The 24,450-nt window shown below is 60.8% G+C and carries 22 protein-coding genes; 11 read left to right on the top strand and 11 right to left on the bottom strand.

Annotated elements, in window-relative coordinates; translation table 11 throughout:
- Nucleotides 1-4 precede the first annotated feature (4 nt).
- From WN982_RS33275 to WN982_RS33235, 9 genes are all read right to left on the bottom strand, one after another.
- Complete coding sequence (locus WN982_RS33275) at nt 5-592, bottom strand: cytochrome c (RefSeq protein ID WP_341316267.1); 588 nt, start codon at nt 590-592, stop codon at nt 5-7.
- Nucleotides 589-1,185, bottom strand: coding sequence for a cbb3-type cytochrome c oxidase subunit II (locus WN982_RS33270; protein WP_341316266.1), 597 nt, complete (start codon nt 1,183-1,185; stop codon nt 589-591). The genes WN982_RS33275 and WN982_RS33270 overlap by 4 nt, the downstream gene beginning before the upstream one ends.
- A gap of 2 nt (nt 1,186-1,187) precedes the next feature.
- Nucleotides 1,188-2,852, bottom strand: coding sequence for a cbb3-type cytochrome c oxidase subunit I (locus WN982_RS33265; RefSeq protein WP_341316265.1), 1,665 nt, complete (start codon nt 2,850-2,852; stop codon nt 1,188-1,190).
- Between the two features lie 674 nt (nt 2,853-3,526).
- The gene (locus WN982_RS33260) at nt 3,527-4,969 is read right to left on the bottom strand and encodes a mechanosensitive ion channel family protein (RefSeq protein WP_341316264.1); all 1,443 of its coding nucleotides are present in this window, start codon (nt 4,967-4,969) and stop codon (nt 3,527-3,529) included.
- A gap of 250 nt (nt 4,970-5,219) precedes the next feature.
- On the bottom strand, nt 5,220-6,155 hold the full coding sequence (locus tag WN982_RS33255; RefSeq protein ID WP_341316263.1) for a 3-hydroxyacyl-CoA dehydrogenase NAD-binding domain-containing protein: 936 nt from the start codon (nt 6,153-6,155) through the stop codon (nt 5,220-5,222).
- Nucleotides 6,156-6,183: 28 nt separating this feature from the next.
- Nucleotides 6,184-7,389, bottom strand: coding sequence for an acyl-CoA dehydrogenase family protein (locus WN982_RS33250; RefSeq protein WP_341316262.1), 1,206 nt, complete (start codon nt 7,387-7,389; stop codon nt 6,184-6,186).
- 23 nt (nt 7,390-7,412) lie between these two features.
- Nucleotides 7,413-8,168, bottom strand: a complete 756-nt coding sequence (locus tag WN982_RS33245) for an acetoacetate decarboxylase (protein WP_341316261.1) — start codon at nt 8,166-8,168, stop codon at nt 7,413-7,415.
- Nucleotides 8,169-8,255: 87 nt separating this feature from the next.
- Nucleotides 8,256-9,485: a CoA transferase gene (locus WN982_RS33240; protein WP_341316260.1), complete on the bottom strand. Its 1,230-nt coding sequence runs from the start codon at nt 9,483-9,485 to the stop codon at nt 8,256-8,258.
- Between the two features lie 92 nt (nt 9,486-9,577).
- Entirely contained in the window at nt 9,578-10,753 is a 1,176-nt protein-coding gene (locus tag WN982_RS33235) for an enoyl-CoA hydratase-related protein (RefSeq protein ID WP_341316259.1), read from the bottom strand.
- 76 nt (nt 10,754-10,829) lie between these two features.
- Between WN982_RS33235 and WN982_RS33230 the strand changes: the two genes are divergently transcribed.
- The 6 genes from WN982_RS33230 to WN982_RS33205 all read left to right on the top strand — a co-directional run bounded on the left by WN982_RS33230 (nt 10,830) and on the right by WN982_RS33205 (nt 16,151).
- Nucleotides 10,830-11,213: a response regulator gene (locus tag WN982_RS33230; protein WP_341316258.1), complete on the top strand. Its 384-nt coding sequence runs from the start codon at nt 10,830-10,832 to the stop codon at nt 11,211-11,213.
- 252 nt (nt 11,214-11,465) lie between these two features.
- The gene (locus WN982_RS33225) at nt 11,466-13,637 is read left to right on the top strand and encodes a PAS domain S-box protein (protein WP_341319495.1); all 2,172 of its coding nucleotides are present in this window, start codon (nt 11,466-11,468) and stop codon (nt 13,635-13,637) included.
- On the top strand, nt 13,627-14,301 hold the full coding sequence (locus tag WN982_RS33220) for a response regulator transcription factor (protein WP_341316257.1): 675 nt from the start codon (nt 13,627-13,629) through the stop codon (nt 14,299-14,301). Before WN982_RS33225 ends, WN982_RS33220 begins: the two co-directional genes overlap by 11 nt.
- 290 nt (nt 14,302-14,591) lie before the next feature.
- Complete coding sequence (locus WN982_RS33215) at nt 14,592-15,551, top strand: AraC family transcriptional regulator (protein WP_341316256.1); 960 nt, start codon at nt 14,592-14,594, stop codon at nt 15,549-15,551.
- The gene (locus WN982_RS33210) at nt 15,538-15,705 is read left to right on the top strand and encodes a hypothetical protein (protein WP_341316255.1); all 168 of its coding nucleotides are present in this window, start codon (nt 15,538-15,540) and stop codon (nt 15,703-15,705) included. The genes WN982_RS33215 and WN982_RS33210 overlap by 14 nt, the downstream gene beginning before the upstream one ends.
- A gap of 50 nt (nt 15,706-15,755) precedes the next feature.
- The gene (locus WN982_RS33205) at nt 15,756-16,151 is read left to right on the top strand and encodes a DUF3331 domain-containing protein (protein ID WP_341316254.1); all 396 of its coding nucleotides are present in this window, start codon (nt 15,756-15,758) and stop codon (nt 16,149-16,151) included.
- Between the two features lie 193 nt (nt 16,152-16,344).
- Here the strand turns inward: WN982_RS33205 and WN982_RS33200 are convergent, their stop codons facing one another.
- Complete coding sequence (locus tag WN982_RS33200; protein WP_341316253.1) at nt 16,345-16,695, bottom strand: hypothetical protein; 351 nt, start codon at nt 16,693-16,695, stop codon at nt 16,345-16,347.
- Nucleotides 16,696-17,074: 379 nt separating this feature from the next.
- Here WN982_RS33200 and WN982_RS33195 point away from each other — a divergent pair, with 379 nt between their 5' ends.
- On the top strand, nt 17,075-19,195 hold the full coding sequence (locus WN982_RS33195) for a D-(-)-3-hydroxybutyrate oligomer hydrolase (RefSeq protein WP_341316252.1): 2,121 nt from the start codon (nt 17,075-17,077) through the stop codon (nt 19,193-19,195).
- A 34-nt stretch (nt 19,196-19,229) separates the two neighbouring features.
- Here WN982_RS33195 and WN982_RS33190 read toward each other — a convergent pair whose 3' ends face one another.
- Nucleotides 19,230-20,411 carry an acyltransferase gene (locus WN982_RS33190; protein ID WP_341316251.1) on the bottom strand — a complete coding sequence of 394 codons (1,182 nt, stop codon included), beginning with the start codon at nt 20,409-20,411 and terminating at the stop codon, nt 19,230-19,232.
- Between the two features lie 500 nt (nt 20,412-20,911).
- On the opposite strand from WN982_RS33190, the gene WN982_RS33185 reads away from it, so the two are divergent.
- The 4 genes from WN982_RS33185 (at nt 20,912) to WN982_RS33170 (ending at nt 24,420) form a co-directional block, all read left to right on the top strand.
- Nucleotides 20,912-22,156: a cyclic nucleotide-binding domain-containing protein gene (locus tag WN982_RS33185; RefSeq protein ID WP_341316250.1), complete on the top strand. Its 1,245-nt coding sequence runs from the start codon at nt 20,912-20,914 to the stop codon at nt 22,154-22,156.
- 72 nt (nt 22,157-22,228) lie between these two features.
- Nucleotides 22,229-22,993, top strand: a complete 765-nt coding sequence (locus WN982_RS33180) for a flagellar motor protein (RefSeq protein ID WP_341316249.1) — start codon at nt 22,229-22,231, stop codon at nt 22,991-22,993.
- Nucleotides 22,994-23,074: 81 nt separating this feature from the next.
- The gene (locus WN982_RS33175) at nt 23,075-23,785 is read left to right on the top strand and encodes an OmpA family protein (RefSeq protein WP_341316248.1); all 711 of its coding nucleotides are present in this window, start codon (nt 23,075-23,077) and stop codon (nt 23,783-23,785) included.
- 332 nt (nt 23,786-24,117) lie between these two features.
- Nucleotides 24,118-24,420: a hypothetical protein gene (locus tag WN982_RS33170; RefSeq protein WP_341316247.1), complete on the top strand. Its 303-nt coding sequence runs from the start codon at nt 24,118-24,120 to the stop codon at nt 24,418-24,420.
- The last annotated feature ends 30 nt before the right edge of the window (nt 24,421-24,450 follow it).

Here is a 24,450-nt window from a genome sequence, read left to right as displayed (position 1 = left end):
GGCTCTACGGCTGCTTCGAGAGTTCGTCGCCGCCTGCCCACGGCGTCGTTCGCGTGCCCAGAGCGGTGCGCTCGCCCTTCACAAGGTCGGCTGTCAGTGCAGCCGACTTGTTGCCGAAGCTCGCGCGAACGTGCGTGGCCACCGCCGCGATTTCCGCGTCGGAAAGGGTCGTGCCAAAGGCGGGCATCGTGCCGTTGAAGGTTGCGCCGGCAACGCCGATCTTGCCGTTGATGCCCAGCAGCAGGATGCGCGCGACGGTCTTCGCGTCGCCGTTCACCCAGGCGGAGCCGGCCAGTGGCGGAAACACGCCGGGCAGGCCGGCGCCGCTCGCCTGATGGCATGAGGCACAGCGGCTCGCGAAGATCTGCGCGCCGTCGGCTGCGGCGGGTGCTGCGGCGCTCGTCACAGCGTCGCGGCTGGCATCTTTGGCGCTGGCCGGCGCAAGGTCCGGATTGAGCAGGAAGTAGCTGACCCCCCAGACTGCTAGCGATGCGCCGACGAGCCCGAGAAGCCAGGGCACCGGATTCGCCTGTTCGATGGGTTCCGCATGCTCCCGTGTGTGGATCGTGTCTTGCTGCGTGTCGTGTTTCATTTCGTCACTCCGGATTCAGTGGCGGGAACGGGATACGTGTGATTGAGTGCAGTCAGGTAAGCGACGAGATCGAGCGCCTCCTGCGTGGCGACGACCTGGCCGCCGGCCGGCGCGAATTGCGGCGGCAGCGTCACGACCTTGTCGCCCGGTCCAGGATGCGCGACCACCTTGAAGAGGAACGGGTACGACGGCATTACGCTTCCAGGCGTCACACTGCGTGGCTGGTACAGGTGAGCGAGATGCCAGTCGACGCTGGGTTGCCGTGCGCCGATGTTGAACAGATCCGGGCCGGTGCGCGACACGCCCAGCAACTGCGGGTAGTCGTACGCATAGTCGGCCGATACCGACGGTCGGCCCCAGCCGCGCAATGCGTCCGGACCCAGGGTCGCCGCTCGCGGCTGTTGCGAGTGGCAATACACGCAACCCATGTTGACGTATGTGGCGCGGCCGCGCAGTTGTGCGATGGTGTACGGCTTGAGCTGTTCGGGCGGCGATTCGTCCTGCAGCTCGCGATACGGCAATGCGACCAGCACGAGCGTGGCGATCGCCAGCATGATCAGCGCGCCGATGACAATGGTGAGAACCCGGTTCATGGTCAGACTCCTGCGGACGGCGCGCCGCCGATAAGCGCCTGGCCGGAACGGATCGTCCCGCGGTCGAGCAGCATCGCGAAGAAGTGCCATGCGAATACGAGGTGCCCGGCGGTCATCAACACGCCACCGAACGTTCTCGCTCTCAGGTAAGGCGTGAGCACGTTGACGGAATCCATGAAGGGCCGCGTGGCATCAAGCATGGCGATGCCCTGCAGAACACCGCCGATGCTCAGAAAAACGAAGTAGATCGCGAAGCCGGTCACAGCCAGCCAGAAATGCAGGGCAATCAACTTCGGATAGGGCCACTCCCGCTCCAGTATGCGTGGCATCACGAAATAGATCGAACCGAACATGATCATCGAGTAAAAGCCATACAGGCCGAGATGCGCATGCGCGACCTTGTACTGTGTGAAGTGCACGAGGCGATTGAAGAACGGCACGGCTTCGAGCGAGCCTTGCAGCGAAACGAGCGTGTACAGCGCTGCGCCCAGCACGACGAAGCGCAGCGTGGGCGAATATCGCAGCGTCGCGAAGCGCCCGGCCACCGTCATGTGCTGATTGACGCCGACCGCGAGGACGGGGATCAGCATCATCACGCTCTGCACGACCGAGACGCTTTGCAGCCATGCTGGCACGGGGCCGCCGAGCAGATGGTGAACGCCGGCCTGGCTATAGAACATCGCCAGCGCCCAGAAGCCGACCAGCGAGAGGTTGTATGAATAGATGGGACGGCCGAGCACCTTCGCGATGAAGTAATAGGCTGACGCAAGACCGAGCGGCGTAAGCCACAAGCCAAGCACGTTGTGTGCGAACCACCAGTTGACGATGGCCTGCTCCACGCCGAAATGCACATACGGCACTTTCGAGACGACATACAGGACCGGAAACCAGAGCAGGGCTGCGGCGATGTACCAGACCGACACGTACAGGTGGTCCACATTGCGGCGGGATAGCGTCAAAAATAGCGGCACGGCTGACAGTGCGCCGCCTAGCGCCAGCAGAATGCCGATCTGCCACGGAATCTCGAGCCACTGCAAGCCGTCTGTCCAGCCCGCGAGAATCGCCACGACACCGGCCGCGACGCCGGTATTCCACAGAGCGGCGCCCGCGACGGCGTAGCGCTCGCCGACCAGACGGGTCTTCAGCAGCCGCGGCAGCATCCATAACGCGATGCCCAGGCCTGCCATCGATGCCCAGCCATAGATCACCATATTCAAGTGCGCGGTTCTGATGCGGCCGAACGTCAGCCAGGCCGATTGCGCCAGAAAGTCGGGCGACGTCAGCTTTTGCGAGGCGACCAGGCCGGCGAGCGAGCCGAGTACCAGCCACAGGATCGACGACGTGAGAAACGCGAACGCGGCGGCGCGGCTCGACCTGTCCTGCGCTTCGCGGGCCAGCAAATCAGGCCGCGTGTGCGCGGCCCGTTGCGCGTCGCCGCGCGTCGCCGAAGCATTGGCATTGCTTTCGGCCCTTTGCAGTGCGCTGCGTTGCGTCGCCGAAATCCCGGGTTCTTCGACCATGCCGAGTTCACCCGTTTCGAATATCACCTGTGCCGCCTCTGGGCCGGCCCGCATCAAACCTCGTGTCTGTGCCCAGATGAACATGAAGAGCCCGAGCACGGAAATGAGAAACGACAGTGCAAGCAATGCGCCGACTGTGAGCGTCATGGCTGAAAAGCCCTCAATTGATCGAAGGAAAATGGGTAGCGACGGCGGTCACGCTTGTGTGACCCCGGGAGATCTCAGGTGACTTGTTCCGTCCGCGAAAATCGCGGTGTACACACTGTTGCCGGTCCCGGCACGTCGGTTGAAAAGCAGTATGGCGCTCGCGTTCGCATATGTAATATGCATTTTTGCGATGTAAGGCATGCTTTATTGATATGCCTGAGCCGAGCAGCGGCTGCGTGTTTCCACCGGGCATTTCGAATGCGCCGTGGACATGTGAAGTCGCGTTGCTCGCCAATTTCGTGTGCAGCAGTGTCTTCGCGCCGGATACCGCCACGCCTTGAAGAGCGGGCGCTTCGCCGGTTGCCTGAGCGCACCCCAGCCGCCCGGGGGTTCTCTATAGATGCGTATGACTTTTTTCCTGGCCATGTCTCTTTCCTCACAGTCACGATGGGGACGACTGGGAGTAATCATGGTCGTTCAGGACTCGCGAAGATTGAGTAATCGCCCGCGAGTTCAGGATTCGCACGCTGTTGGCGAGTCCGCGCGCGTTTCGGGCGATCGCGGCTTGCAGCGGCGGACGCGAACCGCAAAGCAGATAGCAAACCTGTAATCGAGGAGTCAGATCTGGGAAAGAAGCGGCCGAGTCATTGCCGTACGGTTACAACGCTGATGCGTCAATTAGAGTCGAAATGGAAGAGGCTTCGAATTCTTAGCAGCAGTTGCCCGGTTGGACCAATGTCAGGCGAGGCGAGAACCGCAACCTTACGATGAAGCGCTTCCATTCCGCGACGTACCGATTTGTCGAAAGCCGACGCCAATTCTGCGTGTTTCGACAACAATGGCTCGATCGCCTTGCGCGGGAGCCGGTAGATCTTGCAATGCGTGAGTGCGACAGCAGTCGCCGCATGAGGCGCCGCGATGAGCATGCCGATCTCGCCGACGTATTCGCCAGCACCAATGCGACCGATCGTCTCGGCCGAGGCTCCTGACTGTTGCCTCAGTTCGACGATGCCCCAGGCGACGACATAGAGCGAGGCGTCGATCGCCCCTTCCGAGAAGAGCGCATCCCCGGGTTCCAGTCGAAGCAATTCGAGCAGCGCAGCAAGACCGTCGAGTTGTTGCTCGTCGAGGCACTCGAACAGGATGACGTCGCGAACCAGACGGCGAGTGGTCAGCGCCTCTTCCGTGAGGTTGAGCTTTGAAGCTTCTTCCTGGCGGCTCTGGTCGAGAAACCCGGCGTAGTGGAGTTGGCGGCGCATGCTTCGCAGCAGGAGATCCCTGGTCGATCCGAGATGACTGGTGTCCCCGACGAAAAATGAAATCTTGAAGGCGTTCCGCCTCGCACCGAGCTGAGTCAGAACGGCACTCGGCGCCGGCGTTCGCAGGATGTCCGGGCAGAGCAGCGTCGCTTGAAGCATGGTCTCGATGACGCGATCCGGAACGGCGCTTTCCGGACAGGATAGTTCGACTGATGCCGCCCTGCGCGGACTCGGGATGCTTCTGTTGACGATCTCGGCCTTGGCGATCAGGCTGTTCGGAATGATCGCCATGTCGTCCCCATCCGTGTGGATCCGGATCGACCGCCAGTTGACCTGCACGACGATTCCCTCGATCTTGTCCGCGATCTGAATTCGATCACCCACGCTGAACGGTGCCTCGATGCCGACTGCGATGCCGGAAAACACGTCGGCTAGTGTGTTTTGTAGCGCAAGACCGAGCACGATCGCCACGACGCCTGAGGTGGCGACCACGCCTGTGACCGGCAGCGCGAAGACCGAGTTCAGAACGATCGCGGCCGTCGCGATATAGATAGCGGCGGCAGCGAGGTCCGAGAAAAGCCTGGCTCCGCGCGAGCGGCTATCCCGATGATGCGCGAACCAGAGGGCGGCGACAACAATCCGCGAACCCAGCAGCCACCATGCACCGCCTATTGCACGCAACCACAATGCACCACTGTCGGCCGGAGCGTGCAAGGGCGGAAACACCGGGAAGAAAATGCCCTGTTCGTGAAAGTAGAAGCTGATGGCGAGAAAACAGCTCAGGTCGAACGTGATCCGGACTTTGTCCGAGAATCGCCGAAGCCCGAGCACTCCCACGATGGTGATCGCGACCAGCATGGCGGCGGATAGAAGTGTCAGATTCACGTCGTTCTCTTTAGGAGCTATTCAGGCGCGACGCCGAGCATCCCGGTCGCTAGTGAGACGAGCAAGGCGATGCATGCGCCGATCTCCGCGCAACACAAAGAGCTGAAAGGGCAGGATATTGACCAGCCTTGAGAAAACGAAGATCGCTCGTCGATGCCAATGCACGGCACCGAGTGCGCCATCGCCGCGCCGGGTAAAGCGTCCGGCGAAGCGCGCGACAATGTTAGATCTCGTCCCGCCGAAGGGATAAAAGGCCGAGCAGTATTTCATCGCGATGCGCAGCAAGGTCCTGCACAGATCGGGATTTCGTCTGTTCGTGAACACCCTGGATAATGGTCGCGCGGACTTCGGGGGTCAACTCGGGCGTGCCAAGCACGTGCCACCACGCGGTCAAAGGGCCAGTGAACTGTTCGAAGAAATGTTCGATGCCGCCGTCGCCTCCGCCCAGATGGAAGAGCAGACTAGGCCCCATGCCCCCCCAGCGCAGGCCTGGACCCCAGGAAACGGCGGTATCCGCGTCGGCTACGCTGACCACGCCTTCCGAAATCAGGTACACCATCTCACGATAGAGCGCGGCTTGCAGTCGATTGGCGACGTGCCCCGGCACCTCCTTGTGCAGCCGGACCGTGCGCTTGCCCAGACTGCTGTAGAAAGCCGCGACGCGTTCAATCGTCTCTTCCGATGTCCTGGCGCCGCCGACAATTTCAACAAGCGGTATCAGATGCGGCGGATTGAACGGATGCCCGATCACGCACCGCTCGGGGTGGTGTCTGCAAGCCGACTGGATCTCGCTCATGGTCAGGCCCGACGAACTCGATGCGATGATCGTGCTGGGTGCGAGGATGTTGTCGAGATGCCTGTAGAGGTCTTTCTTGAAGTCGATCCGCTCGGGCCCATTCTCCTGAACAAAATCGCTGCCAGCCACCGCTTCGTCAAGATCGGCGGTGAACTGCAGTCTGGAACGTGAGGCCTTTGGCGCCAGTCCCAATCCTTCCAGGGCGGGCCATGCCGCTTTGATGAATGCCTCGAGCTTCGGCTTGGCATCCGGCGCAATGTCCGTGGCGATGACATCCAGGCCTCTGGCCAGAAACAGGGCGGCCCAACTTGCGCCAATGACGCCGGTGCCGATAATGGCAATGCGGTTGATATCTTTGCCCATGGCTAACAATCCTTCGAGTGGAGTGGAGTCAGACGAACGCGCTAAAGCCGCTGATCGCCTTGCCGACGATCAGGGAGTTTATTTCGCGCGTGCCTTCGTATGAATAGAGCGCTTCCGAGTCGGCAACGAAGCGGGCGACGTTGTAGTCGAGCACGATCCCGTTACCGCCGAATATTTCCCGCGCCCAGGCAACGGTTTCGCGCATACGGGTCGTGCAGAATGCCTTGGCCAGTGAAGCATGCTGGTCCAGCAGCTTGCCCTGGTCCTGCAATTGGGCCAGCCGTACGACCATGCATTGGGACGCGGTGATATTGCCGAGCATCTTGGCGAGGAGGTCCTGCACCATCTGGAACGATGCGATCGGTTTGCCGAACTGCTCGCGGGTCTGCGCGTAGCGCAGCGCATGTTCGTAAGCGCCCATGCTGCAGCCGACGGATTCCCATGCAACGTATTGACGGGTCAGCCGCAGCACCCGCGCCGTGTCCCGGAAGGACAGATCGCCCTGGAGGCGGTTTTCTTCAGGTACCCGGCAATTGTCGAGCGTGATGACGCCGTTCTGCACGACTCGCAGCGCGATCTTGTTCTCGATTTTTTCGACGGAAAAGCCCGGGGTGGTTTTGTTCTCGACGATGAAACCTTTGACCTGATTGTCATCGACATCGCGCGCCCAGATAATCGACAGGTCGCACCAGGTCGAATTGCCGATCCACCGCTTCTGACCGTTGAGAACCCACGTATCGCCTTCTCGCCTGGCGGTTGTCAGCAGGCCCCCGCCGGCGCCCGATCCCACCAGCGGTTCGGTCAATCCGAAGCAGCCGACTTTCTCCAATCGCGCCATGGGCGGCAACCATTTCTGCTTCTGCTCTTCCGAACCGCCGAGATAGATCGATCCCATCGCCAGCCCGCTATGGACCCCATAGAAGGTCGCAATGGACGAGTCGACGCGCGCCAGTTCCATGGCGATGAATCCATCGAGAAGCGTGCTGCCGCCAGGGCAGCCGTAGCCTTCGAACCCGACGCCGACGATATTGAGATCCCGGATCCCGGGAATGAGCTCGAACGGGAACGCGTCCTCGGCCCAAAATTTGTTAATCACGGGAGCGACCTGGCTCTCCATGAAGGCACGCACCTGCTTTAGCAGGGCCTTCTCGGCATCGCTAAGGATCTCGTGAATCAGATAGAAGTCGCTGTCGGGGGCCGGAAGCGGGTGGTTTGGCTTCGCGCTGGCAGTCATGATGATTTCCTCAAGGGCGTTGATCAGGATGCGTTCGAGGGGGCGCGCAGATAGTCGTGAACGACTTCTGCTCCCGCGATCGTCAGATCGGTCAGGATATGGATTGCGGATAGAACCTCGAGCACAGGCAGCTTTGCGACGGGCGCGAAACAATGGGGATGCAGTTCCAGAGAGGCAGGCCCGGTCCAGGCTCCTTTCACCGTGATGTCGGTCACGTAATACTTGACCAGTTCGCAGATCCGGGCCGACCCGTCGACGTGAGGCAGGATTTTCAGCAGGAAGCCGGGTGCCGCGAGCGTCTTCTTGACGGCGGCGAGATCGAGCGGCTCGTACTTGTAGGCCATGGTTGCGGTCGCAACGCGCACGCCGTTGTAGTCGAGGGTTCCCACCAGCGCGTCGTTGCGGACTTCAAGCTTCGGTTGCGCGAGCACTTTCGGAAAGCCGAGCAGCTCACGGCCGGAAGCAATGCCGGCTTCGTTGTCGAGGTACATGGCGTGGGTGAAGCCGCCGGACTCGCCGTTGAACGTCACCGGAATGACTTGACCAGTCTCGGTATAGGAACCTAGCCCACTAGAATCGGGCATGCTGATGAACTCGTATTTGACAATCGGCTCGGCCGGAAGCAGCGGCGCGGGAACGAAGCTGGCAAGCGCTTTTGGATCAGTGCGATAGGTAATGATGATGAATTCGCGATCGACGAACCGGAAAGGCGGCTTGGGATAGGCTGGGCTGCTGATCGGCATCGCGTAAGCGCGGGTGCGGATTTCGTCTTCAGTCATGGAAAGCTCCGGGTGTGTAGTGGGGCTGTAGCTCGTCAGTGGCTTGCCGCCAGAGGCGTTCGTTCAAATCGTTAAACGCGATCAGATTCAGACCGAGTCTTCGAAGCTCGCGACTACGCCCGCGTCGTGAAGGCGTGCGATTTCGCTCTCGTTGAAGCCCATCTCTTTCAGGATCTCCGCGCCGTGTTCGCCAAGTTGCGGCGCGGCGCGCGGCTTGACCTTCTGCTCTCCCATGATCTGGATCGGATTGCTTACCGTTCGCATGGCGGGCTTGCCCGGCACGTCGAGCGGCACGACTATCCCATTGGCCGTCAACTGGGGGTCGTGAATGATCTCCTCGGCAATCTGCACGACGCCGAAAATCACTCGTGCGGCGGTGAGCGCCTGTTTCCAGAAGGCAAGCGGCTGACTGGCGAACAACGGGTCGAGAATCTCGACCAGTGCGGCCGCGTTGTCGGTGCGCCGGTCGTCGGTAAAGCGCGGATCGTCCAGAAGCTCGGGCATGCCAATAGCGCGGGTGAAGACAGGCCAGTCCTTGCGTTGGGCCGCGACCAGCAGGATCCAGCGTCCGTCGGCTGTCTGGTAAGGGTTGAGCAGCGCGTTGGGTGGATTTTTTCGATCGTGCTGGGCGAAGAACTGACCGCCATTGAGACCGCCCTCGACCCACGCCGCTGCCGCCCAGATGCCATTGGCGATCAGCGAAGTCGACACATGGCTGCCTTTGCCGGTCGTGGCGCGCACATAAAGCGCCGTGACGATCGCGGCATAGAGTGTCGTTGCCGTGGCGTGGTCGCCGATCCCGGGAATGGGAAGCGTCGGCGGGCTGCCGGCATCGTGGGTGACCTCCATGAGGCCGGAGCGTGCCCAATAGGCCGTGACATCGAAACCCGGGGTGTCGGCCTCGGGCCCCTCGGAACCATAGCCGGTAATGTCTGCGTAGATCAGTTTTGGGTTGAGCGGCGAGAGGGCCTCGTAGGTCACGCCCAAAGAGGCCTTCACGCGTGGCGGGAAGTTGACGACCACGACGTCTGCCCATTGAACAAGGCGCACCAGTACTTCTCTGGCTTCACTGGACTTGAGGTCGATGGCGATGCTGCGTTTGTTGCGGTTCGTCAACTGCCAGGCGTAGTTTGTATTGGCCACCGGGTTCGGCGGCATCGTCGAGAAGAAGCGATAGACATCGCCCGTACCCGGAGGCTCGATCTTGATGACGTCTGCGCCGAAGTCCGCCAGAATCGTCGTGGCTGCGGGGCCCGCAATATAGCTAGCGAGATCGAGTACCTTGAGACCTGAAAAAATGTGTTGTCCGTCAATCATGAAAGTGTTCTCGATTCGAGTTTAGGTATTGACTCTATGCAAGTGGAAGCTCGTCTGGATCGCGAGCCGGGACAGCGAAGAACCGTCACGTCTCAACGACCCTGGAACTTCGGCGGGCGCTTCTCGAGAAAGGCGGTGGTCCCTTCTTTCATGTCCTCGGTCGCGGCGCATAGCGCGAAAAGTTTCCCTTCCAGGGCGAGTCCTTCTGGCAAAGCCGCGTTGAGTCCAAGGTTGACGGCATTCATCGCATAAGCGACGGCCAGCGGCGCGTTAGCGGCAATCTGCGCCAGAATCGCTTCGGCGCGAGCGATCAGACTGCCGGCCTCCACGACTTCGTTCACGAGGCCGATCCGATAGGCTTCCTCTGCTGACACCATCTCGCCGGTGAGGATGAGTTGCAGCGCAACACCTTTGCCGACGAGGCGAGGGAGTCGTTGCGTTCCGCCAAAGCCAGGGATGAGTCCCAGCCTGATCTCAGGTTGCCCGAACTTCGCGCCCGGACTGGCTAGCCGGATCGTGCAGGCGAGCGCGGTTTCACATCCGCCGCCAAGTGCCAGGCCGTTCACTGCAGCAATGACTGGCTTGCCGAGATGTTCGACAAGATTGAGAAACGCTTGACCCGCACGTGTCTGGCGTTCCGCCTCAATTGGCGTTGCCTTGGCCAACTCGCTGATATCGGCACCGGCGATGAATGCCCGATTGCCTGCACCGGTTATGATGACGCCGCGAATCTGCGGGTCGTCTTGCGCATCTTCGAACGCCGCGCGTAGTTCTGCGATCGCCTTCTGGTTCAGCGCATTCATCACCTCGGGACGGTTCAGCGTCACATAGGCCGTCGCATTTCTCTTTTCATAGAGAAGGGTGTCGAAGGAGGGAACAGATAAATTGTGCGACATCAGATTGATCCTTCCGCGTTCACGGACGTCCGGCGCCCGCGCGGCGCGTGAAAGCGCGAATGATGATCGGCGCGCAACCGACGCTGCGCGGAAAGAGGTTGGGTTGCGTCGTGCATGACGATCTTGCCGGGTGAATGCGTTATCGATGTCGCAAATGTAGCGGCTTCGCCCCAAGCGTCGTTTAGTGAAGGCACGCGCGATTTCCAATACGCACGACGGGCCGCGGCAGGCGGGCACAAACGGGTGCATCGCGAGGCCGACGTGCGACCATGAAAGCGCGATTGCCGAATAACGCCGCTCTCCGGCCTGTTTCCCGCCTTCCCCGCGTTCCCCTATACATACATATGATTCTCGCGGTAGCGGTTTTTCCATAAGATGGGAACACCTGAGCGGCGGGCAAGACAACATCGTGCCGTCGCAACCGCATGTATGGCAGAGGATAAGTCGCTTGCATACCCATCCGATAGTTTCCATCATCGACGACGACGAATCCGTCCGCATCGCCACATCGAGCCTCGTTCGTTCACTAGGTTGGGACGTCCGGCTCTATGGCTCCGCCGAGGATTTCCTCGCCTCCGGCCAGATCGGCGATGTCGCGTGCATCATCTCCGACGTGCAGATGCCTGGCATGACCGGACTCGAGATGCAGCGGCGTCTGCTCGACGGAGGGATTACGCTGCCGATCATCTTCATCTCCGCTTTTGCATCGGAAACGGTGCGCCGCCAGGCGCTGGACAGCGGAGCGATGTGCGTGCTGAGCAAACCTGTCGATGGCGCGGCCGTGTCGCGTTGCCTCGAAAGGCTCCAGGCCAAAGGCGGCGAGCTTCATTGAAGCTCGCTCGCAGCGGACCTTAATTGTTGGATATTGAAAGATTCGGATAAAATACGTACCGGATTAAATGGTCGGCATCCTGCATGTCTGACTTTGATGTGCCGTTCTTGCGGCACGAGACAGGGTTCCGGTACTCGTCAACGAACGTTTGCCTCGAATGCCTATGCCAACATCGCGCCGTCTGGTCTCCCTCCTTCCCGCGCGGCGCGCTGAATCGTCGACATGATATTCCGCTCACGCACCGACGAACCGATGCAGCATGACGCGCGCGTGCCGTGCATTCTCGCGGCCGCCATCGCGCTGGTCGTATTCCTGCTCGACGCGCTCATGCCGCACGATAACGCGATTGCAGTGTTGTATGTGGTCGTGGTTTTGCTCGTCGCATCGACAGGGTCGCGGCCTGCTGCGATCCTCACCGCATGGAGCTGCGTGGCGCTCACGTTGATCGCGTTTGTGATGTCGCATCACGGGCACTACCCGAGCGGCGCGATTGAGCGATGTGTCGTCAGCCTGCTCGCCATCGCCACGACGTCGGTGCTGGCGTTGCGCAATCAGAAGAACACCGCGACGCTGCAAGAGCAACTGCAGTTGCTCGATCTGACGCATGACGCAATCGTCGTGTACGACATGAACGATCTGATCACGTTCTGGAATCACGGCGCGGAAGAACTCTACGGATGGACCGCACACCAGGCGATCGGCCAGCCGATTCATGAGTTGACGCAAACCCACTCGTCAGTCTCACTCGACGAGATTCGCAGTGAGCTGTTGCGTTCGGGGCGCTGGCAAGGCGAAATACAGCGCGTGCGCAATGACGGCGCCACCGTCATCATTTCGAGCCGCTTGGCGTTGTGGCGCGATGCGAAGGGCAAGCCGCGCGCCGTGCTCGCGACCAACAACGACATCACCGTTCGCAAGCAGATGGAAGTGGAATTGCAGCGGCAGCAGGACGAATTGCGCGCGACCATCGATGCAATTCCTGGCATGGTCTGGAGTTCGTCGAGCGACGGGCGCCTGACCTTCATCAACCGGCGCTGGAACGAACTGGGCGTAACGCTTGCCGAAAATGGTGGCGATATCTTGCGCTCGATCGTTCATCCCGACGACCACCCCGCGGCGCAGCACGCCTGGCACGAAGCCATTGCAACGGGCGCGCCCTTCGATAACGTCTTGCGCATCCGGCGCAGCGATGGGGTGTACCGCTGGATGCATATCGGCGCGGAACCGCTGCGCGATAACGCCGGTAACATTTTGCGTTGGTACGGCGTAAACACCGATATCGAAGAACTCAAGCAGGCGAAGCAGGCGCTCGAGCGCAGCGAAGCATTCCTGTCCGACGCGCAGCGCCTGAGCCGCACCGGCAGCATTGCGACGAAACTGCCCGACGGCGATATGTGGTGGTCCGATGAAACGTACCGGATCTTCGACTATTCGCAGGACGTCACGCCCACTATCGATCTGATCCTCGCGCGTACGCATCCCGACGACATCGCGCTCGTCAGGCAGGCGTATGAACGCAGCGTCGCGGGGGAGCCGGTTATCGACGTCGAACATCGCCTTGCAATGCCGGATGGCAGTGTCAAATACGTGCACTATGTTGCGCGTCTGGTGGCGCCGCAGTCGGCGGATACCGAGTACGTTGGTGCGTTGATGGACGTGACGGAGAGACAGGTCGCGCAGGAAGCGCTCGACCGCTCGGCGGCGGAACTCGCGCACGTGACGCGCGTGACGATGCTCGGCGAACTGGCCGCGTCGATCGCGCACGAAGTCACGCAGCCGCTTGCCGCCATCGTCACCTGCGGCGACGCCGCGCTGCGCTGGCAGAATCGGCCGCAACCGGATCTGACGGAAGTCGGGCAGTCGATTAACCAGATGATTCGCGATGCCAAGCGCGCCAGCGACGTGATTCGCCAGATACGGTCGATGGCGCAAAAGCGCGATCCGAGTCAGGCTATACTCGATCTGAACGCTGTAGTGAAAGAATCGATCGAACTGGTGCGACGCGAACTGGATGGGCACCGTGTCGAAGTGGATGCCGATTACGCGTGTCCGTCGCCGCAGGTGTGTGCCGACCGGGTGCAGTTGCAGCAGGTCGTCATCAACCTCGTGATGAACGGCATGCAGGCGATGTCGGGCATCACGGGACGGCCGCGGAAATTGCGGATCCGCACGCACCGCTTCGATGCGCGGCACGCCCAGGTGATCATAGAAGACTCCGGCACGGGCATCAGCGAAGAGAACGCCGGGCGGCTTTTCAACGCATTCTTTACGACGAAGGCGGAAGGCATGGGAATGGGACTGTCGATCTGCCGCTCGATTGTCGAGGCGCACGGTGGCCGGATCTGGGCGGAATCGCAAGAGGGAAGGGGTGCAGTGCTGCAGTTCATTCTGCCGCTCGATGAGGGAACCTGCCATGAGCAGTGAAACGGGCAACGCCGCGAGTAACTCGATTGTCTATGTCGTCGACGACGATGAGTCGATGCGTGAAGCGGTCAGCAGGTTGCTGCGCTCGGTGGGCTTGCGGGTCGAAGTGTTCGCATCCGCACATGAATTTCTTGCGTTCCAGATGCCGGATGTGCCGAGCTGTCTGATTCTGGATGTGCGGCTCAAAGGGCAGAGCGGCCTCGCGGTGCAGGAACAGATTTCGGCGGGCGAACTGCGTGTGCCGATTATTTTCATGACCGCGCATGGCGATATTGCCATGTCGGTCAAGGCGATGAAGGCCGGCGCGATGGACTTTCTCGCGAAGCCATTTCGCGACCAGGACATGCTGGACGCCGTGGCAAGTGCCCTCGGCAAGGACGAAGAACGGCGCGAAGCGGACCGCTCGGTCGCGGATCTGCGCCGCCGCTACGAGTCGCTCACGCCGCGCGAGCGCGAAGTGATGGCCTTGGTCGCGAGCGGCTTGATGAACAAGCAGATCGCCGCCGAAATGAACCTGAGTGAAATCACGGTGAAGATTCACCGCGGTAATGGGATGAAGAAGATGGAGTCGCGCTCGCTTGCCGATTTCGTGCTGAAGGCGGAAGCACTCGGCGTCAAATCGTCACAAGGCACCACTACGCCGCCGCGCGTTCAGCGCGGCTGAACCGCGCGGGCATCCTTGCCTCCCGAACGGCGAAAATCGGATCGCCGTTCGTTTCTCCCTCGAATTCCTCTCAATGTGACGCCCCCGTGCGCAAACAGGCGCCGCCGCGCGGCTATTGCATCCGCGCATTTCCCGCCCGCATTAAACCTTCATATAGGTTGACCCACCCATTCGACGCCGTAGGCAACCGTATGTACGGCTAGGCGCGCGAGCTCCGTTTGATTAACTTTGAGTCATCGCGGTGCCGGTGTTTCGACCGCAGGCAGATCACTCTATCGGACGGACATATCATGACCAGCTCGCTGCTCTCGTATCCTGAACCCTGTGCCGACATCGCGCCGCAGCGCATCGCCAGCTCAATCGACACCGAAGATCAATGGCGCAGCCTGCGTGCGCATCATGCGCAGTCGCACCGGCAGCAGGGCAATGTGCTGGTGTCGCGCTGGACGCGCAACATCACTACGCCGTTCGAAGTTGTCAATCACGGCAACGAGTCCGATCACTGCATCGGCCTGTCTCTGAAATGCGTGTCGCTGACCTTCCATCATGCGGGCCGCAGGCTCATGCAAGGGCGGGTGACTGCGGGTGCGGTTCAGGTCACGGCGCCCGCCGTGCCCGTCAGCGCTGTTTTCGAGTCGCCTGCCGACGTGCTGCATCTATTCGCGTCGCAGCAAGTTCTCGCGGAGTGCTACGAAGATCTGTTCCAGCGTCCGCATGCGGGCGACATCGTGCTTGGCGACCCGAAGCTGATCCGCGATCCCGCACTGGATCGGCTTGGTCAGGCGCTAGTCGTGTCACGGACCGACGACGCCGCGTTGGACAAGGTCTTCACTGAAAGTGTCGGTCTCGCCATCGTGTCGCGCATCGTCGCGCGTCAATTCACTGCGTCGAACACGCGGAACCGCGAAGGAGCCGCGTTGCCGCAGTGGCGCATGAATCGCGTGATCGAGTACATCGACGCGCACCTGTCCGAAGCGATCGGCCTCGCCGACATTGCCGCGAGCGCCGGCTTCACCCGCATGCATTTCGCCGCGCAATTCCGGCGCGCGACGGGCTTGCGTCCGCATGAATACCTGCTGCGCCGCCGGATCGAACACGCACAGCATCTGTTGCTGAACTCGAAGCACAACGTCTTCGATGTCGCGTTGAGCTGCGGCTTTCGCTCGCAAGCGCATTTCACGACTGTGTTCAAACGCTTTGTCGGCGAGACGCCTTACTGCTGGAGGATGAAAGCGAATGGCGCTCAATAAGCAGGTTCAATTATTTCTCGCGATTAGCGGGGCGTTTCTGAAGCACACCGGCGATTCATTGTCCATCGACGATAGCCGCGAAGCCGACGAAATCCCCATGACGGCCTACGCGCACGGTGAAGCGGTCTGTGAATGCCGCGATCCGCTGCAATAGACCTCGCGCAAAACCATTCGATCAGGTAACGCTTCAACAGGAGTCGCGACATGCTGGCAAACGCAAACATCATCGATCCGTGGATGCAAACCATTGGCCTGTTGTCCGTGCCTGCAGGCGAGTCGAAAGGCTGCGGCAGTGGGCTGATTGAAGGCAACAGGGCGCGTCACGTGGACGGCACGGCGCTTCACGGCGTCAGGGTGAGCCTGGTGGACCGGCCGACGCCTTCGACGGCGACCATCTCCTGGCGCGACTCGACCCGTTGCTGCTATGGTGACCAGGTCTGGTGCTCGTCGCGGGCTCGCACCGAGGGCGTCTGCGCGATAAGCGGGCGCCCGATTCGTCCCGGCGACGCGGTGTTCAAGCCGCGTCCCTGCCGGCCTCAGCCGTGCAATGCCGGCGCAATGATCCTGACGTCCGCGCTCGACGACGCAACAGAAACCTGATTTCGCTTCTTTCTCGCGCGGCTTGCGCTGGCTGGCGTCGTCGTCCGCACGAGCGTTGCCTCGGCATCCGGTCGAGAATAAAAAAGCGCCGCTCATCCGGGCGGCGCCGATCGAACCTCAAAACTCACACACAGCAGCACGCTTCGGCAAGATGCGTTTCAATCCGCGCCATCAACGCCGACTCGCCGCACCATTACGTCCAGTACTTGAAATCCGTAATCGTTCGCTGATAGCCGGGCGTATGACGTGGTGCGCGCGCATTGGCGTCCGCGCGGTGGCTGCTCTCCTGCCACGAATGAATCGACGATTGCGCATGCGCGGATTCCGAAGCGGAAGTGTGCAGCGGTTCCGGCAGGTCGGTGACTTGTGCAGGCTCCCGGTTATCTGCGGCGATGCGTTCGAGCGGCAGCTGAACGTCCGTTCCGACAGTCATGAACGCCCGCATCAGGCCGGGTCCCGGCAGCGTGCACGATGCACCGATCGTCAGGCAAACGGCTACGGCGACGTAGCCGGTTCGGAACCACGGAAATCTGATCGCGTTCATCGTGCGTTCTCCGTAGTGCGCTCTGGAACACATGCAAGGCGCGCAAGGATGTGATTGGACATGAGATAGAGTATTGCCGTGCGAACCGGTCCTTTCTTTCTCACTAGCACGCCGCCTTGTCTAATCGCACCCGCATGTCAAAGCTACGGTCGACTGCCTGGATTAACGAGCTTTGACTATATTTACGCTCAAGTCGCGAGGTGAGCATCGGCAGCCTTGAATGTCCGCAAACCGCCGAGAACCTGGCGGTCGGGCGAAAACCTTCATTGAAACTGCGCCTCCGACGTTCTAATGTCTAGTGGCACCGTGATCCAACGCTGCACGATGGTTCTCGCAGTGCGTGGCGCGTCGCATTCGAACAATGGACAAGGAGACACGGATGAAAGACATCCCGATCGCAGCCCGGATTAAAGCGGCAATGCTCAGTGCGGCGATAGTGGCCGTAGCGCTCGCCCCCGCAGCGCGTGCCGACGATCACGACGGCGGCCGCTCAGCCGTGCATAGGCTGCCGCCGTTCGTCGTGGCAAGCAGCCTCAGGACAACCACGTATGACGGCGTCAGCGATGACCTGCTGACCGCCGGCCTCGGCAAAACCGGACTCGCGGGGCCTGCACCCGCTATTGCGAACCCGGCGAGCCCGACGGCAGCCGAGTTGCGGCGGCTTGCGATCTGGTCGAATTACCGCGCGCTCGTCGACATGACGGCAAAGGGCGGCTACGGTCGATTCTGGGGACCCAATGTCGATCTGTACGGCAACGACACCCTCGGCGAAGGAAAAATTGCCGGCACCGAATACCTCGCATATGCCGACGACGGCAGTGGCCGGCACAACGTGAGTCTCCTCGTTCAGGTGCCAACGAGCTTCGACCCGGCGAACCCGTGCATTGTCACGGCTACGTCGTCGGGCTCGCGCGGGGTCTACGGCGCCATTTCGGCGGCTGGTGAGTGGGGGCTCAAGCGCGGCTGCGCCGTCGCCTATACCGACAAGGGCACTGGCAACGGGGCGCACGAGATGAGGACCGGTCTCGTCACGCTGATTGACGGCGTTCTCGCCGACGCCGCCACGGCCGGGCCCAACAGTCTCTTCACCGCCAACGTACCCGCGGGCACGTTGGCCACGTACAACCAGAACTTCCCCAACCGCTATGCGTTCAAGCACGCACATTCGCAGCAGAATCCGGAACAGGAATGGGGCGAGGACACGCTCGAGGCTGTGAAATTCGCCTATTGGGCCTTGAACCGGCAGTTCGCAACGCTCGCCGATTCGTCGCATCACGGCGTGCGCTACCGCCCGGGCAGCATCACCACGATCGCGGCGTCCGTGAGCAACGGCGGTGGCGCGTCGCTCGCGGCCGCCGAGCAGGACACGAGAGGGTGGATCACGGCGGTGGTCGTCGGCGAACCACAGGTCAACGTCCGGATACGCGGGAACGCGCAAGTGATCGAGGGCGGTCAGCGTATCGCCGCAGCCGGCAAACCGCTGGCGGACTACATGACGCTCGCCAACCTGCTCCAGCCGTGTGCCGCGCTCGCGGAGGCCGCCGCCGGCGCTCCGTATCTGACGGCGCTGCCCACTGCGACGACGACGGCTATCCGCCAGGCTCGCTGCACGTCGCTCGCAGCGGCAGGCTACGTGCGCGGCAGCGACACGCAAACGCAGGCGAACGACGCGCTCGCGCTGCTGCACGACGCTGGCTATGAAGCCGATTCCGACCTCCTGCACGCACCCATGTGGGACTCGCAGGCCGTGCCGGCCGTGGCCGTGACGTACGCCAATGCGTACACGAGGTCGAGTGTGATCGACAACCTGTGTGGTTTCAGCTTCGGCACAACGAACCCGGCAACGGGCGGCGCGGGCTTTACACCGGCCGTCTCGCCGATGTTGACGGTCTTCGGGCTGGGTAACGGTGTGCCGCCGACCAACGGCATCAGTCTCGTCTACAACGTCACGCCGCAAGGTGGCGCCGACCATCGGCTCGCGACTCCCGACGCAAGCTTCACGGGTGCGGCATGCGCGCGCGCGTTATGGACGAATCGGGACCCGCGCATGCTGGCGAGTGTCGAAGCGATCCGCGTGAATGCGAACCTGCATGGAAAGCCCGCGATCATCGTGCAGGGCCGCAGCGATGCACTCGTGCCGGTGAATCATGCCTCGCGCGCGTATCTTGCGGCGAACAGCATGAGGGAAGGCTCGCGCAGCCAGTTGTCGTTCTACGAAGTGACGAACGGACAGCACTTCGACGCGTTCCTCGGGGTGCCGGGCTTCGACACACGCTTCGTCCCGGTCCACTACTACAACATCCAGGCGCTCAACCAGATGTGGAGCCACCTGAAGAACGGCACGCCGCTGCCGCCGTCGCAGGTGATCCGCACGGTGCCGCGTGGCGGCACCCCGGGCGCCGCGCCAGCGTTAAGCGTGGCGAACCTGCCGGCTATCGTGGCGAATCCAGGTAGTAATGCGATCGGCGTGAGCCACGGGGTGGTGAACGTGCCGCACTAAAGACGCGTTAACTGCTGTTGCTCGCGCATCGCAGTCAATCGCCCGCTGATGCGGGCATCCCGGTAGGTGCGCTGAGATGCAGCGTCCTGCCGAGCGAGATGCATGGCGCTTCGATGTATCGATATGAAAACGATGCGCTCGCACAGAGCAGAACGAGATACGCAAGACCGACAAGCCAAAATGCCGGCACGCCGGCGAATGCGAACGAGCGGACTGCGGGAATGGAAAAGAGCAGCGTGAGGAACAGCCCTTGGGCAAGGTAGATGCTATAGCTCACTTGTCCCAGCATCCGCGCGGCCCGACTCGTCAGTAAGCCGAAAAGTGTAGAGCCGGAGCAGATCAGATAGAAGAAAAGTGCATAGAACGCGACCGATATCGGGGAGAGCGCTTCGAACGCATGCGGCGCGGCAAACATGACGGCAAGCAGAAACAACGCGGCAGGCGACGTAACACGGTCGCCGAGATGAAGCCGGTGGCCCGTATGATGAAGTGACGCGGCGCTCATGCCGACAAGGTATAGAGAGGCGAACATGGGCACCGTTTTGTGGCTCGTCAGTGCCGTGACGAGCAGGCAGGCGGCCAGGCTGAGCAACGGGAAGAGCACGCGGGTCTTCTTTCCGGATAGCAGAGCCAGCACGGGCAGGCTCGCGTAGAAGAACCACTCCCAGCGCAATGTCCACGTGACGCCGGCCAGGATCAGGTCAGCCCTCGGGTGGCCGTTCACCGTATGCGGCACGTCGACGATGCCCAACCCGAGCCAGCACAGCACCTGGTACGCGACGCTGCTTGCCGACTCGTGCAGTGTGAAACCGGTGCGCGCAAAGACGACAAACAGCATGATGCCGACGACGAACAAATACATCGGAGCAATGCGAAACAGACGGCTTATATACAACTTCAACCAATCGGTCTTGGTGCCGGTCTTAAGGACCTTTTCCCAAAAGATGAATCCCGTGATCATAAAAAAGAGCGGAAACGACTCGAAATAGCCGATCACGCCTTCCCATTCACCTGTCTCGATAGCTCTATGGGTGCGCAGCAAGTGACTGACGGCGACATTGATCGCAAGAAAGGCGCGCAACCCATTTATCTCGGCGTTGCGTGCCAGCGGCGAACTTGCTGGCGCGGCGTTCGGCCGTGCTTGCCATAGCTGGAATATCCCGAACGTGGTCGTCAGCAAGGTGATGCTTATCAAGGCAGGGGAGTAACCGATCATGACGGCCTCTTGTCTCTTGTCTCTGGTCCATTGTTTCTATTCCCGCAATGTGTCTTATCCCCGCGCCTGCATTGTGTAGGGCCATGCTACAGCGGGTAGCGTGGAGAAGCGGTTCTGGGCGGAGAAAGGCGAGTCTGTGGCGTCAATGGTCAGGGTGGCAGCGCACAGACTGACACTGATGCGGCGTAGACCGTATTGAATCTGTGACCGTTGCGACAGTAAAACGGAATCGTCGAATCGCGGATGCGCCTCCAGGCATATCTCCACCGGTTTCCGGCAGAGCGGGAAAAATAATCACAGTCCTCCGAAGCCCCGGCTAGGGTTGCCAAACGTTTGCGCCATGGCGTTTGATTCCCGCCATTACATCTGATGATTGCGCGCGTTAAAGATTTGCGTATCGCTTGTCGTTATCCAGTCAAATAAGTCAGGACCATCGGACATGTTTATGCGTCAGCAAGGCGCGGGCTGAACGAGAAAATAGTTCTTCGGGGGAATAAATCGTGAATCACCAACGATCGCCATGGTCGCGAACAGCGGCTCCGGGCGAAGTCATCTATGCTGAAGGCTTCGCAGGCGATGCCGTCATCTACGTCATCGCGGACGGCAAAGTCGAAATCTCCACTCATTGCGACGAAAAGAAAATCATTCTCGCTACGCTCGGAAAGGGCGAGTTTTTTGGCGAAGCGGCCTTATTGCCGTCCGAACCGCGAGCGCACACCGCGAAAGCACTTAGCTTCTGTCAATTCACCGTCATCGCAGCAAACGTAGTGGAAGAGGAGCTTGAGCGCGTATCGCCGCTGCTTCGCCATATCGTGCGCACCATGATTCGACGGGTGAAGAAGAAGGACGATGTCCTTGCCACCTATACGCATGCTGATTTCCTGCCAGGTGTTCTTTCGTATGCTCATGTGCTGGCTCTGATGGCGGGTGCCGAGAACGCGGACAAGCTGGATGGACGCACACGCCGTGCTCAAGGGGAGGAGTTCTCGGTGCCCCTGCCCGAAGTCATCAAGAAGTGCCATGCGATTGCCGGCCATTCACGTCCACATGTGATGGCCATGCTCAAGCGGATGGAGAAACTCAACCTCGTCACGCTCGAACCGGGCCGGTCCGATCGCCTGACCAACACGTCGGCGCGATATTCAGCGCAGGACGGAGCAACGAGCCGGCAGGTTGTTACGTTCGATCCTGTACGGATCACGGAGAGGGCCCAGCAGGTGGCGGATCCCGATTTCGACATCTCGCTTGGCAGTGAGCTGGAACTGATCGAGCTGGCCGATCTTGAAGCCCTGATCGGCGTCGAGAAGAAGCTGATTCTCAACAAGCTGTCCCACGGGGAAATCGCCGAGGATATCTTCGCGTTTCGCAAGACCAAGGTATTGAATTATGTCGAGGAAAAGGGCGTCACGTATTTTTCCCGACGAAATTCTCGTGGCCCAGGCGACCTGAAATCGCTGGACGATCTGGAGTTTGTCGACCAGCGAACCTTGTTCGAAGCCGTGAGCGCTTTCGACACCTATGATCTCGCGAAATTGCTCTCCGCGTTGGAGGGCCAGCCCATTGCCGAGCGCCTGCTGTCGGTGATGACCGAGGCGAGGAAGAAAGAGGTGTCGTGGGTCATGCGGCGCGACATCAAGATCGATCCGCTCGAGATTGCCGAGATCGAGGAGCGCTTCCTCGATACCGTGCGAGCGATCAAATCCCCGGCGGCCAATGCAGCGTCGCTTTCCAATCTGGGTGCCTGACAACTGGTGCACGAATAGCAGGCTGTTTTCACTTCGGGTCCCGATGGCTGGGACGGCCGTTCGAGAGGATGTATGGATCTTTTGACGCTATTTGGCGCATTGTTCGGCGTGGCGGCCATCGTTATCGGATTCTCGCTCGAGGGTGGGCACTTCACTTCGCTTTTTCAACTGGAGGCCTTCGTCATCGTATTGGGCGGCACCCTCGGCGCCGTGATGATCCAGAACACCTGGGCCAGGTTTTATGACGGCGTCAAGCAACTGCGCCTGGCTTTTGTGAAAGCGCGGCAGGTCGACCGGGAAAGCTTGTCTGTGCTGCTGGAGTGGGGCGATCAGGCGAAGCTGAACGGCATGCTGGTGTTCGAGTCGATAGAGGCGGGCGGAATCAATCCGTTTGCCAGAAGAGGATTGGAGCTTCTGGCAAATGGTGTATCGACTGCCGTGCTCGAAGACGCCTTGCAAAGAGAACTGGATGCGTATGAGCGCAATCACATGGCGGCTGCGCGGATATGGCAGCAGGCGGGTGGTTACGCGCCGACGTTCGGCATTCTGGGGGCCGTGCTCGGCCTGATTCAGGTAACGGGCCATATGCTCGAGCCCGCGCAACTCGGGCAAGGCATCGCCGTCGCTTTCGTGGCAACGCTTTACGGCCTCGCGTTGGCGAACCTGGTCTTTCTGCCGCTATACGGAAAGATAAGGGCGCAGGTAGACAGCGAGTTGCGCTTCAGGCGTTTATACCTCGATGGCTTGCTGGCGATATCACGCAAGGAGTCGCCCCACACGATCGAAACCCGGTTGGCGGGCGACGTCCGCGAAAGATCGGCTGAGTTGCTGGGCTAATCGACCTCGAACCCGGCCTCGATCAGTTGGCGATATGTTGCCGGCCCATTCAAACGCAATCTGGAAATAGACGTTTCGTGTATGAACACCTCCTCGGGTAACAAGCGCCTTGTGTCAGACAACGCCGGCTATCGGAAAGGCGACGATGCCGAGGAGCAGTCCGGGCGCTGGCTGATTTCCTACGCGGACCTCATCACCACGCTGATGGTGTTGTTCCTTGCGCTTTATGTGCTGCAGTTGGCGAAAAATAGAGAGCTTGAAATAAAGATGCTCGAGCATCACGAGGTGAAGGCAGTGAAGGAGGTGACGGGCACCGGCAGCGCTGACGCGCCTATCGTTGCGCCGGGCGCGCCGGATGCCGCAAGGAGGCAGCTTCTATCGTTGTTAGCGCCGCTTCAGGACAAACGGCAGATTACGATTTCGAATGTCGTACAAGGCGTTGAAATCGCAATCAACGCGAAAATCCTGTTCAACTCGGGCGACGCGCGTTTGTTGCCGGAATCTTTCGGCGTGTTGAGCCAGGTCGCTGTGGTGCTGCGCGACCATTCAAAAAACAACATCCTCGTAGAGGGGCACACTGACAGTGTGCCGATATCGACGACGAAATACGAATCCAACTGGGAGCTGTCGTCGGCACGCGCAGGGGCGGTAGTTCGATTCTTCGCCGACAAAGGAATCGAAGCCCACAGGATGGCCGCGATCGGTAGGGCTGACAATTTCCCCCTGATTATCGGCGACGCCGCGGCGGCGCGAGCCGCGAATCGCCGCGTGACCATCCTCGTGGAATATTGAGTCGCAAGACGCGTGAGCGCGCCGCGAATGTCGCGATGGATTGTGCGCCGCCGCACACACCCCGCCGGCCACCCATAGAAGAATAGCGTTGAACGGCGAGCGACGAGAAAAGAGACCATCGGGGGCGCCGTTCATCATAACGACCAAGCGGGGAACCGTTCCCGCTGATAGGGATGACGGGGCCACCGATCATCGCGAATACGTCTCTCAGGTTCTGGTCGCCCTCGGCCGGGACTTCTTAAGCCGGCTTCGCGCCGGCTTTTTTTGACCGGCGTCGAACATACGTTTTACACAACCGCTTTGCTATACCTGGCGAACGGAAGGGTGGGTGCGTGTGCTTCGCGACACCAGAGCATCCGCCGTTAGCTCACCACTTCTTCCGCCTCTCGCGCGAACTCCGTCCCGGCGTCCTGCTCAGCCACTTCAAGCAAAGCGACGATCTGATCCAGCACACCGAGCTTGTTCCAATTGGGTTCGATTATTTCAGCATTTCCACGGTTCGCTTGACCGTGCGTCTCAGTTTTGCCGATTTTTCGATGCGCGGAGCATGCCGGCTTTCTCGTAAGCGCGCTGAAAGCACGAGTTTCTCGCGCGGCGCAACACCTCGCAAACAGGATTACACTTCAGCCGCATAGCAGGCCGCGGGCACAGCGGCCACAGGAGAC

This window comes from Paraburkholderia sp. IMGN_8, from assembly GCF_038050405.1.
In the GTDB taxonomy this organism is placed as follows: Bacteria; Pseudomonadota; Gammaproteobacteria; order Burkholderiales; family Burkholderiaceae; genus Paraburkholderia.
Note: the sequence above shows the minus strand (reverse complement) of the source record. Positions and strands in the feature narration are given on the sequence as shown.

Bases quoted from the DNA above. Each gene is read 5' to 3' on its own strand.
- WN982_RS33250 (WP_341316262.1), bottom strand. From the start codon at position 7,389: ATGACTGCCAGCGCGAAGCCAAACCACCCGCTTCCGGCCCCCGACAGC.
- WN982_RS33200 (WP_341316253.1), bottom strand. From the start codon at position 16,695: ATGAACGCGATCAGATTTCCGTGGTTCCGAACCGGCTACGTCGCCGTA.
- WN982_RS33190 (WP_341316251.1), bottom strand. From the start codon at position 20,411: ATGATCGGTTACTCCCCTGCCTTGATAAGCATCACCTTGCTGACGACC.
- WN982_RS33225 (WP_341319495.1), top strand. From the start codon at position 11,466: ATGCAGCATGACGCGCGCGTGCCGTGCATTCTCGCGGCCGCCATCGCG.
- WN982_RS33270 (WP_341316266.1), bottom strand. From the start codon at position 1,185: ATGAACCGGGTTCTCACCATTGTCATCGGCGCGCTGATCATGCTGGCG.
- WN982_RS33275 (WP_341316267.1), bottom strand. From the start codon at position 592: ATGAAACACGACACGCAGCAAGACACGATCCACACACGGGAGCATGCG.
- WN982_RS33215 (WP_341316256.1), top strand. From the start codon at position 14,592: ATGACCAGCTCGCTGCTCTCGTATCCTGAACCCTGTGCCGACATCGCG.
- WN982_RS33195 (WP_341316252.1), top strand. From the start codon at position 17,075: ATGAAAGACATCCCGATCGCAGCCCGGATTAAAGCGGCAATGCTCAGT.
- WN982_RS33245 (WP_341316261.1), bottom strand. From the start codon at position 8,168: ATGACTGAAGACGAAATCCGCACCCGCGCTTACGCGATGCCGATCAGC.
- WN982_RS33235 (WP_341316259.1), bottom strand. From the start codon at position 10,753: ATGGAAAAACCGCTACCGCGAGAATCATATGTATGTATAGGGGAACGC.
- WN982_RS33205 (WP_341316254.1), top strand. From the start codon at position 15,756: ATGCTGGCAAACGCAAACATCATCGATCCGTGGATGCAAACCATTGGC.
- WN982_RS33210 (WP_341316255.1), top strand. From the start codon at position 15,538: ATGGCGCTCAATAAGCAGGTTCAATTATTTCTCGCGATTAGCGGGGCG.
- WN982_RS33240 (WP_341316260.1), bottom strand. From the start codon at position 9,485: ATGATTGACGGACAACACATTTTTTCAGGTCTCAAGGTACTCGATCTC.
- WN982_RS33180 (WP_341316249.1), top strand. From the start codon at position 22,229: ATGGATCTTTTGACGCTATTTGGCGCATTGTTCGGCGTGGCGGCCATC.
- WN982_RS33260 (WP_341316264.1), bottom strand. From the start codon at position 4,969: ATGCTGGTCGCGATCACCATCGTGGGAGTGCTCGGGCTTCGGCGATTC.
- WN982_RS33220 (WP_341316257.1), top strand. From the start codon at position 13,627: ATGAGCAGTGAAACGGGCAACGCCGCGAGTAACTCGATTGTCTATGTC.
- WN982_RS33265 (WP_341316265.1), bottom strand. From the start codon at position 2,852: ATGACGCTCACAGTCGGCGCATTGCTTGCACTGTCGTTTCTCATTTCC.
- WN982_RS33255 (WP_341316263.1), bottom strand. From the start codon at position 6,155: ATGGGCAAAGATATCAACCGCATTGCCATTATCGGCACCGGCGTCATT.
- WN982_RS33175 (WP_341316248.1), top strand. From the start codon at position 23,075: ATGAACACCTCCTCGGGTAACAAGCGCCTTGTGTCAGACAACGCCGGC.